General features: G+C 65.1%; 16 protein-coding genes. 6 read left to right on the forward strand and 10 right to left on the reverse strand.

The genetic code is table 11. The features are described from left to right. Nucleotides 1–89: 89 nt before the first annotated feature. A complete protein-coding gene (locus N2K95_RS06870; protein WP_260653457.1) occupies nt 90–2,291 on the forward strand; it encodes a PQQ-dependent sugar dehydrogenase in 2,202 nt (733 codons plus the stop codon). 81 nt (nt 2,292–2,372) lie between these two features. Here N2K95_RS06870 and N2K95_RS06875 read toward each other — a convergent pair whose 3' ends face one another. From N2K95_RS06875 to N2K95_RS06890, 4 genes are all read right to left on the reverse strand, one after another. Next, nucleotides 2,373–3,608: an ROK family protein gene (locus N2K95_RS06875; RefSeq protein ID WP_260653458.1), complete on the reverse strand. Its 1,236-nt coding sequence runs from the start codon at nt 3,606–3,608 to the stop codon at nt 2,373–2,375. Between the two features lie 185 nt (nt 3,609–3,793). After that, complete coding sequence (locus tag N2K95_RS06880) at nt 3,794–4,873, reverse strand: polyprenyl synthetase family protein (protein ID WP_260653459.1); 1,080 nt, start codon at nt 4,871–4,873, stop codon at nt 3,794–3,796. A 65-nt stretch (nt 4,874–4,938) separates the two neighbouring features. Continuing rightward, nucleotides 4,939–5,991 carry an ABC transporter permease gene (locus N2K95_RS06885; RefSeq protein ID WP_260653460.1) on the reverse strand — a complete coding sequence of 351 codons (1,053 nt, stop codon included), beginning with the start codon at nt 5,989–5,991 and terminating at the stop codon, nt 4,939–4,941. Continuing rightward, nucleotides 5,988–7,505 (reverse strand): sugar ABC transporter ATP-binding protein, encoded by a 1,518-nt coding sequence (locus tag N2K95_RS06890; protein ID WP_260653462.1) that lies wholly within the window; start codon nt 7,503–7,505, stop codon nt 5,988–5,990. Before N2K95_RS06890 ends, N2K95_RS06885 begins: the two co-directional genes overlap by 4 nt. Nucleotides 7,506–7,655: 150 nt before the next feature. Between N2K95_RS06890 and N2K95_RS06895 the strand changes: the two genes are divergently transcribed. After that, a complete protein-coding gene (locus N2K95_RS06895) occupies nt 7,656–8,699 on the forward strand; it encodes a substrate-binding domain-containing protein (RefSeq protein WP_260653463.1) in 1,044 nt (347 codons plus the stop codon). 50 nt (nt 8,700–8,749) lie between these two features. Here the strand turns inward: N2K95_RS06895 and N2K95_RS06900 are convergent, their stop codons facing one another. The 4 genes from N2K95_RS06900 to N2K95_RS06915 form a co-directional block, all read right to left on the reverse strand. Next, nucleotides 8,750–9,175, reverse strand: a complete 426-nt coding sequence (locus tag N2K95_RS06900) for a hypothetical protein (RefSeq protein ID WP_260653464.1) — start codon at nt 9,173–9,175, stop codon at nt 8,750–8,752. A 100-nt stretch (nt 9,176–9,275) separates the two neighbouring features. Beyond that, complete coding sequence (locus tag N2K95_RS06905; RefSeq protein WP_255792550.1) at nt 9,276–10,904, reverse strand: peptide chain release factor 3; 1,629 nt, start codon at nt 10,902–10,904, stop codon at nt 9,276–9,278. A gap of 113 nt (nt 10,905–11,017) precedes the next feature. After that, a complete protein-coding gene (locus N2K95_RS06910) occupies nt 11,018–12,304 on the reverse strand; it encodes an MFS transporter (protein ID WP_260653465.1) in 1,287 nt (428 codons plus the stop codon). Then, a complete protein-coding gene (locus tag N2K95_RS06915) occupies nt 12,301–12,927 on the reverse strand; it encodes a winged helix-turn-helix domain-containing protein (protein ID WP_260653466.1) in 627 nt (208 codons plus the stop codon). Before N2K95_RS06915 ends, N2K95_RS06910 begins: the two co-directional genes overlap by 4 nt. A gap of 185 nt (nt 12,928–13,112) precedes the next feature. Here N2K95_RS06915 and N2K95_RS06920 point away from each other — a divergent pair, with 185 nt between their 5' ends. Then, a complete protein-coding gene (locus tag N2K95_RS06920) occupies nt 13,113–14,279 on the forward strand; it encodes an acetyl-CoA C-acetyltransferase (RefSeq protein WP_260653467.1) in 1,167 nt (388 codons plus the stop codon). 39 nt (nt 14,280–14,318) lie between these two features. Here the strand turns inward: N2K95_RS06920 and N2K95_RS06925 are convergent, their stop codons facing one another. Next, complete coding sequence (locus N2K95_RS06925; RefSeq protein ID WP_260653468.1) at nt 14,319–14,696, reverse strand: hypothetical protein; 378 nt, start codon at nt 14,694–14,696, stop codon at nt 14,319–14,321. A 173-nt stretch (nt 14,697–14,869) separates the two neighbouring features. Between N2K95_RS06925 and N2K95_RS06930 the strand changes: the two genes are divergently transcribed. From N2K95_RS06930 to N2K95_RS06940, 3 genes are read left to right on the forward strand one after another with little or no spacing between them, the layout of a single operon-like run. Beyond that, nucleotides 14,870–15,373: a YybH family protein gene (locus N2K95_RS06930; protein ID WP_260653469.1), complete on the forward strand. Its 504-nt coding sequence runs from the start codon at nt 14,870–14,872 to the stop codon at nt 15,371–15,373. A 9-nt stretch (nt 15,374–15,382) separates the two neighbouring features. After that, nucleotides 15,383–16,798 carry a purine-cytosine permease family protein gene (locus tag N2K95_RS06935; RefSeq protein ID WP_260653470.1) on the forward strand — a complete coding sequence of 472 codons (1,416 nt, stop codon included), beginning with the start codon at nt 15,383–15,385 and terminating at the stop codon, nt 16,796–16,798. A 3-nt stretch (nt 16,799–16,801) separates the two neighbouring features. Next, a complete protein-coding gene (locus tag N2K95_RS06940) occupies nt 16,802–17,470 on the forward strand; it encodes a cyclase family protein (RefSeq protein WP_260653471.1) in 669 nt (222 codons plus the stop codon). A 9-nt stretch (nt 17,471–17,479) separates the two neighbouring features. Here N2K95_RS06940 and N2K95_RS06945 read toward each other — a convergent pair whose 3' ends face one another. Beyond that, nucleotides 17,480–18,502 (reverse strand): DUF695 domain-containing protein, encoded by a 1,023-nt coding sequence (locus tag N2K95_RS06945; protein ID WP_260653472.1) that lies wholly within the window; start codon nt 18,500–18,502, stop codon nt 17,480–17,482. Nucleotides 18,503–18,509: the final 7 nt, after the last annotated feature.

Raw genomic sequence — 18,509 nt, forward strand, 5'->3', positions numbered from 1 at the left:
ACCACTGGCGCTTGGGGTGGGCCTCCGTTACCGTTCATCGAACCTGACTCCGGCTCGTCCGGGTCCCTCAATGGCGAGAAGAGAGAGCGATGACAGTCACAAGACGCGGGTTAGCCCAATCACCCGGGCATCGGACGGATGCCAGCAAAACCTCGGCCAAACGTGCACGCCGCGGCAGCATGGCGCTGGCGCTGGCCGCGCTGATGGCCGTATCGCTTGCGGTAGCTCCGGCACAGGCGAAGCCGCGGCCGGGAGCACCCGCAACACCTCCGCCGGACTCGGCGTTCCAGAAAGTAACCCTCAACGATTTCCCGGGCGAACCTGTCGACCTTGCGGTGCTGCCCAATAAGGACGTCCTGCACACCACCCGCCAGGGTGAGGTATGGCTGAACGATTCCTCGACGGGCCTCAATACCCTGGCGGGGACACTCGACGTCTATGAGCATGACGAAGAAGGTCTGCAGAGCATCGCGATTGATCCGAAGTTCGGGCAGAGGGGCCACAACTGGGTCTACATGTATTATTCCCCGCCCCTGGATACGCCGGTTGATGACCCGGCAACCCCGGGTGTCAATGAAGGCGATGCGCCTGCCACGGGTACGCCGGCGGATTTTGAGCCCTTCAAGGGCTACCTCCAGCTGTCGAGGTTCCGGTTCGACGGTGCCACCATCGACCTGGCCAGCGAACAGCGGATGCTGGAGGTTCCCGTAGACCGTGGCCTCTGCTGCCATGTTGGGGGCGACATTGTCTTCGACGCCCAGGGGAACCTTTACCTCTCTACGGGCGACGACACCAATCCCTTCTCGTCGGGCGGCTACGCCCCGCTCGACGAACGGCCCGAAAGCAACCCGGCGTACGATGCCCAGCGGACCTCAGCCAACACAAACGATCTTCGCGGCAAGGTGCTGCGGATAACCCCCCAAAGGGACGGCGGATACACCATCCCCAGGGGAAATCTCTTCAGGCGGGGGACTCCTCTCACCCGTCCTGAAATCTACGTCATGGGACTGCGCAACCCGTTCCGGATTGAACTGGACCGGAAAACCGGCGAGCTCTTCATTGCGGATTATTCACCCGACGCCGGCACCGCCGATCCCCTCCGGGGTCCGGCAGGAACCGGCAAATGGGCAGTTGTGACAGAGCCGTCCAACTACGGCTGGCCCTACTGCGCCACCGCGGAGCTCCCTTATGTGGACTACGACTTCGCCACCAATACCTCCGGTGCGGCGTTCGACTGTTCGGCACCCGTCAACGAGTCGCCCAACAACACGGGCCTGCGCGAGTTGCCCCCGGTAGCCCAGCCTGAGGTCTGGTATTCCTACGACGTTTCCGAGACCTTCCCGGAACTGGGGACCGGCGGAATCGGCCCGATGGCCGGCCCGGTCTACAACTTCGATAAGAGGGCGAGCAAGGGCCGGGATTCCGTTGCCTGGCCGCGATACTACGACGGCAAGTCGTTCATGTACGAGTGGACGCGTGACTACATCAAGGCGATGACCATGAGGAGGGGCGAGCTCGTCTCGATCGAGGACGTTGTCAGCTCGATCGTGGTCGACAACCCCATGGATATGGAGTTCGGCCCTGACGGTGCGATGTATGTGCTGGAGTACGGTGACGGGTATTTCGGTGAGAACCCGGACGCCCAGCTCTCCCGCATCGACTACATCGGCGAGGGCGGGAACCACAGCCCGGTAGCCGTGGCTTCCGGTACTCCCACGGTGGGCCTGCCTCCCCTGACCGTCCAGTTCTCCAGCGCGGGCACTACGGACGCCGACGGCGACAGGCTGCGCTACGCATGGGACTTCAACTCCGATGGAGTGGTGGACTCGCGGGACCCCAATCCGACGTACACCTATGAAGAGATCGGGACCTACAGGGCAAGTCTTCAGGTGACCGATCGGGGCGGCAGGCACGGGGGTAAGTCCTCGTCCGCGGAGGTTGTTGTTGAAGTGGGCAATCAGGCGCCGGTGGTGGAGTTCGTGACGCCTGTTGCTGGTCAAACCTTCCAATTCGGTGACACCGTCAGCTACGAAGTCCTTGTCACGGATGACCAGCCGGTGGATTGCTCGAGTGTCCAGGTCACCTACATTCTGGGTCACGACGCCCACGGCCACCCGCAGACGAGCACCTCGGGCTGCACCGGGACCATCACCACCACCGTGCCCGCCGGGCATGATCCCGGGACCGACAACCTCGCGGGCGTCTTCAGCGCTACCTACACCGACGGCGGTGAGGGTGGAACGGGTCCGTTGACCGGTACTGCCGAAGTTGTTCTGACTCCCTCCAACTAACGTTTGCTGGAATACGGAGCATAAGCAGGAAAGGACCCTGTGTCGGGAAACCCGGCACAGGGTCCTTTCCCTTGAACGCTGTTATTCGTCTGCCGGCGTTTGCAGGAAGCCTGCCGGATCTGACAGCAGGGGTTCGAAAACCAGCTCCGCTGCTCCTATCAGGATGGGATCGTCCCCAAGCGGAGCAAGCTCGATTCTCACGTTGTCCCAGGGCCCGCGGGTTCCGGACCCGTGCAGCGCCTCGTCCAGGGCGCCGGGCGCGGCACGGACCAAGATGCGAAGGAACCCTCCCAGCACCACAACTGAGGGGTTGACGAGGCTGATCACCGTTTTCAATCCCACAGCGAGCAATTCGACCTGCCGCTGGATCACCGAACGCACCCCATCGGCGTCGGAACCGTCCATAAGCTTTTCCATGAGGATTTCTTCAAGGTTCTCGGTCTCGCCGGCCGGCAGCCCGATTGCCTCGATGAGCGCTTCCCTGGTGACCTCGGCCTCGAGGCAGCCACGGGAACCGCAGGTGCATGCGGCACCGTTTGTGCGCACATGTGTGTGGCCCAGCTGCCCGGCGAACCCGGTTGCACCCCTCAGCAGATGGCCGCCGCTCATGATTCCGCCGCCAATCCCGCTTGCCCCGCCGTAGAGGTACACCAGATCCGGAACATCCTGTCCGGCTCCAAAGGCCGCCTGTGCAATGGCACCCACTACGGCGTCGTTGGCGCTGACTGTCTTCAACTGGAGCGCGTCGCTGAGCAGTGCGGGAAGCGGCTCGTCCCGCCAGCCGAGATGCGGCGCCTCTATGACTTTTCCGCCGCCGGGTTCCACCAGCCCGGGAACGGCGAGTCCGACACCCACGACGCGGTGCCCGGGCGGCAGTGCAGTACGCATTCCTGTGTAGACCGCGGACACGATATTCACCACTTCGATAACTGACGGAGCCCTGACGGTGTGGAAACGGACCGCGTTGACGATGCGGCCGCCCAGGGAGACTAGGGCAACGCTGACGACGTCGACGTCCGGGTTGACGGACAAGGCCAGGGTGGCGGGACTCGGCTCGATCATCCTGCTCGGACGGCCGTGCTGCTGGGCCTGGTCAATGTCACTTTCGACCACGAGCCCCAGCTGTGACAGCTCGGAGACCAGCGCCCCAATGGTGGAACGGTTGAGTCCAGTGGTCCGCGTGAGCTGGGCGCGGGATACGCCAGCGGTGGAGTGCACGAGCTGCAGCACTGTTGAGAGGTTGTGCTGGCGGTTCGAATCCCTGTTGCTGCCGAGATACGTGCGTGCCGTGTTTTTGCCCTGTGTTGGGGAAGTCATGCGGCAGGCGTTCGTCCGGCACCGCGGTGGGGAGGACGCCCGGCCAACGACTGACTAAACGGTGAGGTCCGATTCCACGCCTGCATATTCTTCCCCCGTTGTAGGTCCCTCTGGCGGACGGCGCCAGAACCGGACTAGTTTCCCACAGTATTCCTGCTCCCGGGTACCACCTCCGGAAAGCAGGCTCAGAGCGAATGCAGACCGGCAAGAACTGAAGACAGGAGGCTTTCCAGGCTGTCGCCCAGCCCGGCCGGCACTTCGTCTCCCAACTGCTTGAGGGCGGCCTGTGCATGTTCGGATGCCAGCTGGACCGCGTGCTCCTGTGCCCCGCAATCCCTCAGCAGGGCACGGACCCATTGGGCCTCCGCAGCCGTCATCCGGTCTGAGCCTATAAGTTCCGAAATCTGCTTCCACTGAGGTTTCGTCGCCGCGTAGGAGAGCATGGCTGTCCGCTTACCTTCCCTGAGGTCTCCCCAGTTCGTCTTTCCGGTGTGCTGTTCCTGCCCGAAAACCCCGAGAACGTCATCGGCAATCTGGTAGGCAATCCCGGCGTCGCGCCCGAAGGCTGCGAGTGTTGCTGCAACGGAGGCCGTGGCTCCGGCCAGTACTGCGCCGGCCTGAAGCGGCGCTTCAAAGGAGTAGACGGAAGTCTTGTGGCGGGCCACTGTCCGGATCTCCTCCGGTGAGGGCATCTCCGCCGCCCGGGCAAATTCGACATCCAGGAGCTCTCCGCCGATCGTGGAAAAAACTGCGTAGTCCAGAATGCCGTTGAGTTCCTCCCTGACCTTGGGGCACGTTTCCACGCTTCCGTGGAGGCGGTAGGCTCCGGCAAGGACGAGGTCTCCGGCAAGGAGCCCGGAGGCCATGCCGGCATGCTGGGCGGCCGCGGCGGAAGCGCCCGCGCGCCGGGCCTTGTTGCTGTAGTGCCCCGAAACGTTGGGTACGCCGTGCCTCATGACGTCCCTGTCGATGACGTCGTCATGGATGAGGAACGCGTTGTGGAGGAGTTCGTAGGCGGCGCCGAGCCTGGCCGCGGCGGCGGAATCCATTCCTCCCAGCTGGCGGTAAGCCAGCAGAAGAAGGCGGGGGCGAAAGCGTTTTCCGCTGGCGGCGCTCCGTTCGATGGCTTCCCAAAGGCTGAGGTAGGCCGGATGGACGGAGACCGCGCGCAGCTTGGCATCGGTGAAAAACCAGTCCAGCACATCTTCAACCAGACCCAGGTCGGTATCCGTTTCCACTGCGTACTCTGTGTTAAGGAAGTTCACTGGTGCGCCCCCTGCTTCTTCTTCGCTGCCTGCATGCTGCCGATGCCGTCGCTGCGTGCGGGAGGCTATCCTCCCCGCTTGGATGGCCGTGTGGAAGCGAAACGCTGCTGAAGGAGGACCGCGACCACGATGATCAAGCCTTTCACGATGGCCTGGACAGAGGTGTCCAGGTTGTTTTGCGTGAAGACGTTGGTGAGGGTGCTGAAAATGAGCACACCGAGGACCGTGCCCATAATTGTTCCTCGGCCGCCGATAAGCAGGGTTCCTCCGACGACGACGGCGGCGATCGCGTCGAGTTCGTAGAGCAGCCCGTGGGTGGAGGTTCCTGCCGTCGTTCGGCCAAGCATCATGACTCCGGCAATGCCGGCGCAGAGTCCGGAGAGAACGTACAGCGTGACCAAGTGCCGATTGACCTTTATGCCTGCCAGGCGGGACGCTTCACGGTTTCCTCCAATTGCAACGGTCCTCCGGCCGAAGGTGGTGCGGTTCAGCAGGAACCAACCCGTTGCAGCCGCCACAATGAAAATCCACACGAGGACCGGAACGCCAAGGAACTCTCCCCTCATGACCTTGAGGAAGTCCCGGTTCGTCACGATTTGGGTGCTCCGGCCGGAGATGAGTTCAGCTACGCCTCGTGCTGCCACAAGCGTCGCGAGCGTGGCGATAAAGGCAACCACGTTTCCGTAGGCAATCACCACCCCGTTCAACAGCCCGACTCCCGCGCCGACCGCGAGGGGAACCAGGACCATAAGCAGCCACGATGATTCGGCTGCCGCGAGTTGGATGCTCGTCATGGTGGCGACCACCGTTGCCAGACCCATGACGGACCCCACGGAAAGGTCGATGCCCCCGGCCGTAATCACGAAGGTGACGCCAATGCTGATGACGCCGATGACGGACGCAAGCCGCAGGATGGTGAGTAGGTTCTCCACATTCAGGAACCGGTCGCCGCTCGTGACGGCCCCCACCACGAAGAGCAGGGCCAGTGCAATGACCAGCCCAAGGCTGCGTCCCAGGGAACCGCCGAGGGCGCCTTTCAGCGGGTTCGACCTGGCAGTGCCGGTGCCGCCGGCGGGGCTATCGGCCGGATTAGCGACAGTGGTGTTTGGCTCGCTCACGCGGCACTTCCCTTCATAATGAGATCGAGCACGCCATGCTCGTCAATGTCGCTTGGATTGGTTTCGGTGAGGACGTTGCCGTCATCGATGACGAGCACCGTATCCGCAAGTCCCAGCACTTCCTCGATTTCGCTGGAGACGACGATCATGGCTGTCCCGTCCGCCGCGAGTCGTCGGATCAGGTTGTAGATTTCCGCGCGCGCCCCGACATCGACGCCGCGGGTCGGTTCGTCGAGCAGCAGTACCGGGGTTCCGTGCACGAGCCAGCGGGCAAGGAGGATCTTCTGCTGATTACCGCCGGAAAGGGTGCGGGTGATGCGGTCAGGATCGGCTGGACGCAGTTCCAGGGCGCTGATTTGGCGGCGGGCGGCGTCCCGCTCCGCTTTTTCGTTGAGGTACCCCGCACGTGCGAACCGGTCGAACGTGGACAGCGTGACATTCTTGAAAAGCGGCTCGTCCAGTATCAGCCCCTGGCTTTTCCGTTCTTCGGGGGAGAGCCCGATCCCGGCCTTGACCGCGGAGCTCACGGAGCCCGGGCGGATTCTCCGGCCCTGAACCGAGACTCTGCCCGACGTTGCCTTCCGGACTCCGCAGATGGTTTCCAGAATCTCGGAGCGCTTGGATCCGACCAGTCCGGCAAAGCCCAGGATCTCGCCCGCCCTGACCTTGAAGCTGACCTTCCGGAACTGCCCCTGCAACGCCAGGTCTTCCACGTCGAGAACGACTGGCGCGTTTGGATCCACCGGTTTCCGTGCGGGAAAGACGTTTTCGACGTCCCGTCCCGTCATGAGCCGAATCAGCTCGGTTCTGGAGGTTTTCTCAACCTGAAGCCCGCTGGCAGTGCTTCTTCCGTCCTTGAGCACTGAAATCCGGTCGCCGATCTGGCGGATCTCCTCCAGGCGGTGGGAGATGTACACGACGGCGATGCCCTGGGCGGTGAGCTCCCGTACCACCCGGAAGAGGTTTGCCACCTCGCCCGAATCAAGGACGGCACTTGGTTCGTCCATGATAATCAGCTTGGTGTCGCGGGACAGCGCACGCGCCAGGCTGACGATCTGTTTGTTGGCTGCCGACAGCGTTCCCACCTCAGTGGCGGGCGGGAGCCGGCCGTGGCCGAGCCGTTCCAGCAATGACCGGGTGAGGGCGTTGGCACTCCGGACATGGAGGATCCCCCCGCTGGCGTTTTCGTGGCCGAGAAAAATGTTCTCCGCCACCGTCAGGCCGTCCACGACGTCCAGTTCCTGGTACATCGTTGCAATGCCCAGGTCCAGGGCCTCTGTGGGATGCGAAAACGAGACCTCCTGGCCCTCCCAGAGGATCGTCCCTCCCTCCGGCTGATGCACACCGGAGAGGGTCTTGATCAGTGTGGATTTCCCTGCACCGTTTTGGCCCATCACACAGTGGACCTCACCGGGGCGCACCTGCAGGTCCACTCCTTTGAGTACCTGTACTGCACCGAACCGCTTCGTGATGCCGCGGACCTCGAGCAAAGGGGGCTGGTCTCCATCGAACATGTGTGGAACGTAGCACATTACGTCGGGGCTCGGTATAAGGTCGTCGATTATTTTCTATCTTCTGTTATTGTGATGCACGTCACGCAAAGTTGCGGCTTCGGGGTGGCCGTGTCCTTGGCGAAGACGCACCTACTCAACGAGGAGACACAGATGCCCGCAGTTCTCAAGAAACGGAAAATGCTCATCACCGCCGGTGCCTTCCTGGCTGTAGGTTCGCTGGTCACCGGGTGCACAGCAGGCGATGACGAAGGTGACAGCCAGCCCTCAAATGCATCGGTTGAAGGGAATCAGGCCGAAGGGGACTCAGTAGTCATTGGATTCTCGGGACCGGCTGCTGACCACGGTTGGCTCGGTGCCATCAACAGTGCTGCTCTCGATGCGGCGGAGGAGATGCCGGACGTAGACCTGAGAGTGGCCGAAGGTACCAATGATGCCAACCTTCAAATCAGCCAGGTGGAACAGTTCATCAACGACGGAGTTGATGCCATTGTGCTGCTGCCGACGGATGGTGCGGCCCTGACCCAGGTCGCAACGCAGGCCACCGAGGCCGGCATCACCGTGATCAATGTTGACCGTGAGTTCTCCAGCCCTGCCGCAGCCCGTGCCACCGTCCTGGGGGACAACTACGGCATGGGCGTGAGCGCCGGTAACTACATCTGCGAGAAGCTGGGCGGGAATGACGACGCCGTCGTCGCGGAAATCGCCGGGGTCGACTCCCTGCCGCTGACCCAGGACCGCAGTCAGGGATTCGCAGACGCCCTCGAAACCTGCGGACTGGACGTGGATAACCGGGTGGCAGCGGACTTCACGATTGCGGGCGGCGAAGCGACAACGTCGCAGCTGCTGTCCGCCGCCCCGAAGATTGACGCCATCTGGAACCACGACGACGATCAGGGCGTCGGGGTCCTCGCCGCGATCGACAACGCCGGCCGGGATGAGTTCTTCATGGTCGGCGGTGCCGGATCAGCTAATGCCATGCGCGAAATCCAGTCCGGGGAAAGCGTCCTGGAGGCCACGGTGATCTATCCCTCCACCCAGGCTGCGGACGGCATTCGCCTGGCCAGGCTGATCGTGCAGGACAAGGCAATGAGCGACCTCGTGGAAGTCGAAGTCCCGAAGCGCATTGTCCTGAATGCGCCGGTGGTCACGCAGGAAAACGTCGAGGAGTACCTGCCGACCGCCTTCGAATCCTAGGACCGAAAGGCGGGGTGCCCGGGATCGGGCGCCCCGCCTGTCTCCGGGCGTTACCTGTCCACGGTAGGCATCTCGGGGATGGCGCTTTCCATGCGCTCGGGCGTCCAGTACTCCAACGCGTCGGCAGCCTCGCCGGGTTCTGCCGTCCGGGAGACGGACAGTGCGCAGGGATCAGAACCACTTGCCTCCGGGGCGGCATCATCCGGCGCGGCAGCCTCGTCGGGAGCGGCAGCCTCGTCCGGAAGCGGCTCGCCCGGGGGGACAGGCTGGGCCGGCAGCACGGGTGAAAACTCCTCCGCCGGTTCCGCCGGCCCGGCGTCCGTGCCGCCCCCGCATTCGATCTCCGGGGCAGAGTGGGCCGGCAGTGCAGGATCCGGGGAAGCAGCAGGCTCCGCACCCGTGCCGCTCCCGCAACCCGCCGCTAGCAGTGAGGCAGCCAGCACCAGGCAGCATGCTGCTATCCCTTTACGTGTCATGCGGGCAGGCTAGCGCAGATTGGAACCGAACGGTGCGTCCGGGAGCCCCGCGAAAACCGAGTAGCCGCCGCAGAAGGTGCCGGAACCGGAGTTGCAGCGCCTAGTAGCCGCGGCTGTTGGGTGATTCGGTGCCGATGACGGTCAGGCTGATGTCCGGGTGGTTCTTTTCCACCCGGCGCAGTGCCCAGACATCGTTGAACACGGCCACGAAGGCGCCGTCGGTCCGCACCAGCACTTCGGCGCCGTGTACGTTGCTGAGTTTTTCGGCGGCGTCTGCCGTGGTGAGCCGGGCCAGCGAGTAGGAGAGCTGCTCATAGCGCATGGGCGCATTAAAGTCCTGCGTCATGCGGTCCTCGACCACTTCGAACTGCATCGGGCCGACGGCGGCCAGGACCGGAGCCTGATCGCCGCGCCGGTCCGAGCGCAGCACCTGGATGATGCCCTCGTGCTCGAGCTGGTCTATGCCGCGGCGGAACTGCTTGTAGCGGCTGGGGTCCTGGGACCGGGCCACGCGGAAGTGTTCGGGGGAGAAGAACGGAATAGGCGGGTATTCCACCGGTTCCTCGACATAGAGGCTGTCACCCACCCGCAGGGCCGAGGCGTTGACCAGCCCGACGACGTCGCCCGGGTAGGCCTGGTCAATGACTTCGCGTTCGCGGCCGAACAGGTGCTGGGCGTACTTGGTGGCGAACGTTTTGCCGGTATTGGAGTGCGTGACCACCATGCCGCGTTCAAAGATGCCGGAGCAGACGCGGATGAATGCCACGTGGTCGCGGTGGGCCTTGTTCATGCCGGCCTGCACCTTGAAGACGAAGCCGGAGAACGGCGCCTCGACGGGACGGAGTCCGCCGTCCTTGTCCTCGCGGGCGGAGGCCGACGGCGCAAGGTCCACCAGTGCGTCCAGGATCTGCTTCACGCCGAAGTTCAGGGCTGCGGAGGAGAAGAGGATGGGGGTGGCCTTGGCGTCCAGGAACTTGTTGCGGTCGAACTCGCGCCCGTCGATGACCAGTTCGGCTTCGTCCAGCGAATCGGTCCAGACGTCACCTTCGCGGGCCAGGGCATCTTCGGGGCTGAAGTGCTCTTCCTTGGCCAGCGAGGCACCGGAGTTCTGCCGTTCGAAGTGGACGTATTCGTCCTTCTGCAGGTCCCACACGCCGCGGAAATCGCCGGCAATGCCCACGGCCCAGGTCAGCGGCATCGGCTCCAGGCCGGTGCGTTCGGTGATCTCGTCCATCAGGGCCAGCGGATCCAGGCCCGGCCGGTCCCACTTGTTGATCACGGTGATGATGGGCAGGTTCCGGGCACGGCAGACCTCGAACAGCTTCATGGTCTGGGTTTCCAGTCCCTTGGCAGCATCCACCAGCATCACGGCGCAGTCGACGGCTGCGAGGACGCGGTAGGTGTCCTCGGAGAAGTCGGCGTGGCCGGGGGTGTCCAGCAGGTTGATCACGGTGTCGCGGTAGGCGAACTGCAGGGCCGTGGAGCTGATGGAGATGCCGCGGTCCTTTTCCATCTGCATCCAGTCGGAGACCGTTTCGCGGCGGTTTTCCTTGCCGTTGGTGGCACCGGCCGTGCCGATCACCCGGGCGTGCAGGGCCAGCGCTTCGGTGAGCGTGGACTTACCGGCGTCGGGGTGCGAGATCACGGCAAAGGTGCGCCGGCGGGCGGACTCCCGAACGATCTCTTTGGTGGCGGTGGCGCTGACGGGGGTGGAAACCTGTTGGGACACTCCGCTGCTTTCAGACTCTGGTGATGGAACTGCCGGTGGGTGGAACTGCGTGGTACCCGGCAGCCGGCTGCTCAGAACACAGCTTTCTCATTCTACCCGCCGCCCACGGGACGCTATGACGGCGGGGCGGGTGCCGTCGTCGTCGTCACCGCGGCTGCGTTGCCGTCGTCACTGTCCGTGGCATCCGGGGTGTGCAACCGCGCACGGCGGGAAAGCAGGGGTGCCGCCGCCAGCAGGCAGCCGGCACCCATGGCCGTGACCAGTACCTGGTACGGCAGGACGCCGATCAGCACCGCCGCAATCACCGAGGCTGCGACCTGCGGCAGGTTCACCATCACCTGCGTCACCGCTGCGGTCCGGCCCTGCATGCCGGGCGGGGTCTCGGTCTGCCGCAGCGTGACGAAGGCGATGATCAGCCATGAGGCACCGGCGCCCGCTGCAGCGGCGGCGGCGAGGACCAGCGGCAGCATGGTAAGCGCGGTGCCCAGGACGCCTGCGGACAGCAGGATGACGCCGAGGACCATGCAGGAGCGCACTCCGATCCGCCGGATCACCAGGCTCGCCGTGACCCCGCCCAGAACGGCCATATCCCCCTGCACCCCCAGCAGGATGCTGAGAAATTCCGGCGGCCTGCCCAGCCCCTGCTCCACAGTGGCGAAGACGGTCACGTTGAGGATTCCGGTGGCGCCGATAGCAATGCCCAGCGTCAACAGGGCGCGGCCGAGCAGCGGATGCCGGGCCATAAACCGGATGCCCGCCGTCGTGCTGTGCCAGAAACTCTCCGCCGCATCCGGCAGGTGGACCGTTTCGGCGAGTTTCAGGGTGGCGAGGACCAGTGCCGCCGTGAGGAAGCAGCCGCTGGCCAGCAGCACCACGGGATCCATTCCCCACAGAGCGAGCATCGCGGCTCCCGCCAGGGGCGAGACGATGCGCAGCGACTGGTCAATGCTGCTGAGGATGCCGTTTGCCGGGGCGAGCAGGCGGGTATCCAGGAGGTCACGCAGCAGCCCGGACTGCGCGGCGCCGGTGATATATGAGCTGACGGCATACACCGGTATCACTGTGTAGACCAGCCAGACGGAACTGACGTCGCGGACCGCCAGGAGGGCCAGGACGACGACGCCGGCGGCCAGGTTGTTCAGGATGAGCAGCGGCCTGCGCCGGTAGCGGTCCGCGAGGCGGCCGGTGAAGGGGGCAAGCAGGGCCGGCAGGCCGAGAGCAGCGAACACGAGGCCCGCCGCGGCGTCGCTGCCGGTGAGCTGTTTGACCCAGATGGCTGCAGTCAGGAACAGCACCGAGTCGCCGAAGTTGGAGAACACCCAGGCGAGCGCGAGTCTGCGGAACCCGGGGACTCGCAGGACGTCACGGTTGGTGCCGGTCACCGGCCCCGCCGGGTTCACTCCTGCCCCGGATCCACGTTGAGGACGGAGAACAGGCGGACCGGAACCGCTCCTTCGGGGCGCTGTTCCGGGTTCTCCCAGCGGCCTTCGAAGCGTTGGGCCAGATGCCACAGCTCTTCCCGCAGCTGGAGGATCTCTTCGTGCGTGGCGTAGGTGCGGGCCTCGTGCACCGTGGAGACCTCGAGGTCTTCCGGGGGAAGCGCGGGGGAGCGGCGGAGCCAGGACTGAATCCGTTTCAGCTGGCGGTCCACCTCTATTGCGGCCACGGCTGAAACCGCGTGCACGGAGCCGGGTGCTTCCGGATCGATGACGTGGGACCGGTGGAGCGAAACCGGCTTCCACGGTTTTTCGCGCCCCTGCCGCTGGACCTGTTCGATGAAGCCGTGCCTGGCCAGGATGCGCAGGTGGTAGGAACAGCTGGCCACGGATTCGCCGATCGCTGCGGCGCACTCGGTCGCCGTCGCAGTGCCGACGTCGTCCAGGTGCCCGAGCAGTTCCAGCCGGACCGGATGGGCCAGGGCGCGGATCTGCACCGGATCGGCGAACACCTGCTCGCCGGACGCTCCCGGGGTGGCCGCGTGCTGCTTCGGGACGGTATCCGCCGGGTCCGGTGTCGAAGTCATGGACTGAGGCTAGATGCTAAAGGAATCTTTAGCAAGGGTTCTTTAGATTGGACCCGGGAGTCATACCGCCGGTCTGGTTACCCGGGCGTGCGAATCGCCTATTGTGGTGCACGGCACATACGCAGCGGCTTCGGACACCTGGTCCGTGGTCCGCTCCCCGCCTTACAACGACGAAAGGCCCTGAAATGGCTGAAGCGTTCATCATCGACGCCGTCCGCACTCCCGTCGGCAAGCGCAAGGGTGGGCTGAGCACCATCCACCCCGCTGACCTTGCAGCCCACGTGATTGCCGAAACGGTCCGGCGTGCAGGGATCGACTCCGAGGAATATGACGAGGTCATCCTTGGTGCCATTGACCAGGTGGGACCGCAGGCCATGGATATTGCCCGCACCTCCTGGCTCGCGGCAGGGCTGTCCGAACGGGTTCCCGGCACCACTGTGGAGCGTCAGTGCGGCTCCGGCCAGCAGGCCGTGTCCTATGCGGCGCAGGCCGTCATGAGCGGTACCAGCGACTTGGTGATTGCCGGCGGCGTGCAGAGCATGTCCTCCGTCCCGCTGTCCTTCGCCAATTCCGCGGCTAAGGAACTGGGCTTCCCGAACCCGTTTGCAGGCTCTGTGGGCTGGGAGAAGCGCTATGGAAACCAGCAGATTTCGCAGTTCGTCGGCGCGGAAATGATGGTGAAGCAGTGGGGGCTGACCCGCGGGGAGATGGAGGACTTCGCCGTCGAATCCCACCTCCGCGCCATCGCCGCCCAGGCCGAAGGCCGCTTTGACCGCGAAATCCTGCCTATGAACGGTGTGACAGCCGACGAGGGTCCCCGGGATCCGGACCGGGCGAAGATTGCCACCCTGGCGCCGCTGGCCGAGGGCGGGCACCTCACCGCCGCCACCTCGTCGCAGATTTCCGACGCCGCCGCCGTCCTGCTGGTCGCTTCCGAGGACGCGGTGCGCCGTTACGGGCTGAAGCCCCGCGCCCGGATCCATTCCATTTCCGCCCGCGGAGATGATCCGGTCATGATGCTCAGCGCACCCATCGAGGCAACCCGGCATGCGCTGAAGCGCACCGGTATGAGCATCGAGGACATGGACCTGCTCGAAATCAACGAGGCCTTCGCCTCAGTGGTGCTCGCCTGGCAGCGTGAACTCGGGGTGGATATGGGCAAGGTCAACGTCAACGGCGGCGGCATCGCCCTGGGCCACCCCATCGGGGCCACCGGTGCCCGGATCATGACCACCCTGCTGCACGAACTCGAGCGCACCGGCGGCCGCTACGGCCTGCAGACCATGTGCGAGGGCGGCGGCCAGGCGAACGTAACCATCATCGAGCGGCTGGACGAAGGCTTCCGGCTGTAGGCGGCACGGGGCGGCACCCGCATTGGGCATCAGGTGAAATTAGTCCGAGGCTTCCAGGATCGTGTCGTAAGCCTCGGCGTCGATGAGGCCTCTATCGAAGGCTTCTGCCACCTCATCAAATGTTCCCCGCTCTTCCGGCGGAAGTATGGCTTTCCATTCCGTTGCGAGCTGTTTGGCTGAGTCCTGCTTTTTGGCATAGGGCCACGTTGAGAGCTGGCGGATCATTTCGGCACGGTCGATGTCGCCTGCGGCGTAACGGGCGGCAATTTCCGAGGGAGTGGCTCCGCTGAACCCCGGCGGAACCGCCTGGATCTCTTTGGCTGCAGCCGCCTCGTGACGGGCCCCGGGGTGGTCCAGGCGGCCCAGGTCGGTGCGGGCTTTGTCAGGTGTGCGGTCATGGCTGGTGTTTGATGTCATATTCCAACCTCCTATAGGAGGAAGCTTATCTACACCGGGCGTTTGACACGTGACCCGGCTCACTTCAAACTGGAGCAGGTTTTCTAATACGCACCAGTTGTTTTCATGGAGCGTACTTCAAGAGCACCCCCACCCACTGAGGCTGCGCGCAGCCCGTTCTGAAAGGCTGGCCCATGGATACCCCCACTCCGGCCCGGTCCCTGTCCGAAAACGACGTCCTCGAAGCAGCGGCACGCCTGGTCGCCGCCTTTGCGCGCACGGACACGGCCGAGTACTTCGCCGCGTTCGCTCCGGACGCAACCTTTGTCTTCCACACGGAACCGGCCCGGCTGGAAAGCCGGGCCGAATACGAGGCGCTCTGGGCATTCTGGCTCGCCGACGGCTGGTCCGTCACGGCGTGTGAGAGTACCGATGCGCATGTGCAGGTGTACGGCACCAGTGCGGTGTTCAGCCACACGGTGCTGACAACGGCAGGCACTCCCGGTGCCACGGAGACCACCCGGGAACGGGAAACGATCGTCTTCACCCGGTCCGGGGATCAAATCCTGGCAGTCCACGAGCATCTTTCCCCGGTGCCGGACCCCGGCTTCAGTCTCGAGCCGGCCGATGCGGGTGCCGCCGCCGTTGCCGATGCGGGTGCCGACGCCGGCGCCACGCCCGTCGTCGTCGTCGCCTAAGGGGATCCGATGTCCGCAGCCGCGCAGCCGTCCGCCTGGACCCGTCTGTCCCGCCGCCTCGATAAGGACGCCGAGGGCTACGGGCCGCTCCGCGGCACCCTCGGCGTCGGGCGCATCGGCATGATCTGGCTGGCCGCCAACCTGGTGGTCACCACCCTGCTCACCGGAACCCTCTTCGTTCCCGGCGTCAGCTGGCCCATGGCCCTGGGCATGATCGTCCTGGGCACCCTCATCGGCGGCGCCGTGCTGGTGCTGGTGGGCAACATGGGCACCCGCACCGGCCTGCCCACCATGTCCCTGACCAAGGGGTCCTTCGGACTGCGCGGCTCGTTCCTGCCCGTGGCCGCGAATGTGGTCATCCTCATGGGCTGGAGCTGGGTGCAGGCAATGCTTGCCGGGGTGACCGTGAATTTCCTGGTGGAACGCGCCAGCGGGTTCTCCAGCCCCGTCCTCTTCTCCGTGCTCTGCCAGCTGCTGGTGGTGGCCCTGGCCATCTTCGGCCATAAGGGCATCGCCCGGGTAGAGCCCTGGCTGGCGCTGGTCATCCTGGCCATCATGGCCTACGTTTTCACGGTCGCGTTCCGGGAATTCCCGGTGTCGGACTTCGCCGCCATTCCCCGGGACGCCGAGGCCGGGATGTCCGCGATCTCGGTGCTCGACGTCGTCATTGCCACGGCCATCTCCTGGACCGTCCTTTCCGCCGAGTTCAACCGGCTGGCGAAGTCGCAGACCGCCGGTGTGGCCGGCTCGGCCGTCGGCTACGTGGTCTCGACGGTTCTGGCCATGGCGCTGGGCGCCACCGCCATCGGCTATGTGGTGCTCGACGGCGGCGAGGCGGTGGGCTTCGATCCGGCCCTGATCGTGGGGATCTTCGGTGCACCGCTGGCCGTGGTGATTTTCCTGTCCGTGATGGCCACCAACACCATGGTGGTGTACGGCATGGTCTCCTCGGTGGTGAACATGGTGCCGTCCCGGCGGATCCGCTTCCTGCCCACGGCCCTCGTACTGGGTGCCGTGTCCATCCTCGGTTCCACCTGGCTGGGCCTGCTGGACAGCTTCACCTCCTTCCTGACCGTCATCGGCGCCCTGTTCATCCCCGTCTTCGCGGTGATGATCGCTGACTATTACGTAGTGCAGAAGCGTTCGTACAGCGCGGACATCCTGCGCGGCGACGGGGGCCGGTACTGGTTCCGGAGCGGTGTCAACGCGGCGGCGCTGGCGGCCTGGCTGGTGGGTGCAGGTGCCTCCGTGCTGCTGACCTATGTGCTGCCCAGTCCGCTCGGAGCCACCATCCCCACCTTCGCGGTTACCTTTGTGCTCTACCTCGGCTGGTGTGCGGTGACCGGTCGCGTGGTTTCGGGCCGGCCGCAGTCCCTGCACCTGAGCGAGACCGCCCCGGCAGCCGCAGCCGGCGGAGCGGTCTAGCCGATGCAGGTTGTTGACCTCAGCCATCCGGTCAGCACCGGAATGCAGGTGTTCCCGGGCGACCCGTCCGTGGAACTGCGCAGCGCCGCCACGGTGGCTGCGGACGGCTTCGCCGTGGCGCAGCTGCACCTGGGCAGCCACTCCGGAACCCATCTGGATGCGCCGCTGCACACCGTGCAGGGCGGCGCGGCAGTCGACGCGATGCCGCTGGAGTCCCTGATGGGTCCGGCGCGGATTGTTACTCTGCCCGAGCCTGCCGCCAATGCCGTCCTCCGCTGGGAAGACGTGAGCGGACAGCTGGAAAACCTGCTGCCCGGAACCATCGTGCTGTTCTCCACGGGCTGGTCCCGGCACTTCGATACGCCCGCCTACCTGGAGCATCCGACCTTCGATGCCGGGATCGCCGAGCGTCTGGTGGCGGCCGGGGTACGGCTGGTGGGCGTCGATACCCTCAACCCGGATCCGACACCCGGACCGGCGGACCCAGGGCAGTCCCAGGGCGGACCGTTCCTGCCGTTCCACGATGTGTTTCTGGGTGCCGGAGGCGGGATTGTCGAGAACCTGACTCGCCTGGACGCGGTGCCGGTGCCGGAACCGTGGTTCTCGGCGCTGCCCCTGCGGCTGGAGGGACTGGACGGCTCGCCGGTACGCGCCGTGGCGTTTAGGCCCTGACCCGCTTCTTCAGGAGAATTTCCGCATGTGCTTCCAGCCCGGGTCGGGGAGGTGCCGGGTGTCCCCGCCGGCAGCACGGGCCGCAGTCTCGATTACCGCGCCGCTGTTTTGGTCCTCGGAGTCGGAGTAATAGTGCAGCACGCGCGTGCCGGCTGCCGTCTCCTGGGCCACCAGGATCCCGCGGGTTCCGAGTGCGGCAGAGATCCCGTCCTCGGCTCGGCGGAGGAAGTCCAGGGATGCCTGCGTGGGCAGGCCGTCGTCCTGGTAATCGCTGTAGGTGAGGCGCACCTCGGTGTGGAGGTCGAACATCGGGTAATCGATCCAGCGCAGCGGCCGTCGGGCTTTGGCCATGACCCGTTCCCCTGCGGGCGTCAAGGCCTCCATCAGGACCCAGGTTCCGCCTCGTTCCCGGTCCGCGAGAGCCTTGGCCGCTGCAGCAAGATCGGACGCGGTGGCCGTTGCGGTTGCTCCGTTGGTGCTTGTATCGACGGCACCCACCCATCGTTCCACTCCGTCCTCACCGAGAATCCAGTCGAGGATCAGGAAGGAGACCTGCAGCGGGACGCCTTCGGGCAGGTCAGGGAACACCGGATGATGCACCTCGAGGTTGAGCCGTTGCCCGCCGGGATCCTTCGAAATACGGAAACGGACATCACCGGCATCCAGGCGATAACCGTCGATCATGAGGGCCTGGCCGCTGACACCGGGAACGGGTTGCCGGGCGGCCGCGAATTCCCACGCGTCGTCTGCCGCCGGAGCCGCACGGAGCCACTGTTCCGCAATCCGGCGCAGAACCGCATCCCCGTCGGAACTGACGGCCAGCAGATGGCGGGCTCTCCGTCCGGCGCCGGTGTCCCAGGCCAGATCGGGATGGACGGCAGCCAGTTGTTCGCCCATCTCAGCGGAAAGACTGCCCCATTCTCCGCTGTCCGCCGCCGCGGTGAACCGCGCAGATCCCTCTGAGGCCCACCACTGCCAAAACCCCGTGATCGGGTGTACCGACGGAGAATCCCTGCGTGTGAAGAGCCCCATGTTTCCT

It is taken from the genome of Arthrobacter zhaoxinii, from assembly GCF_025244925.1.
Taxonomy (GTDB): domain Bacteria; phylum Actinomycetota; class Actinomycetes; order Actinomycetales; family Micrococcaceae; genus Arthrobacter_B; species Arthrobacter_B zhaoxinii.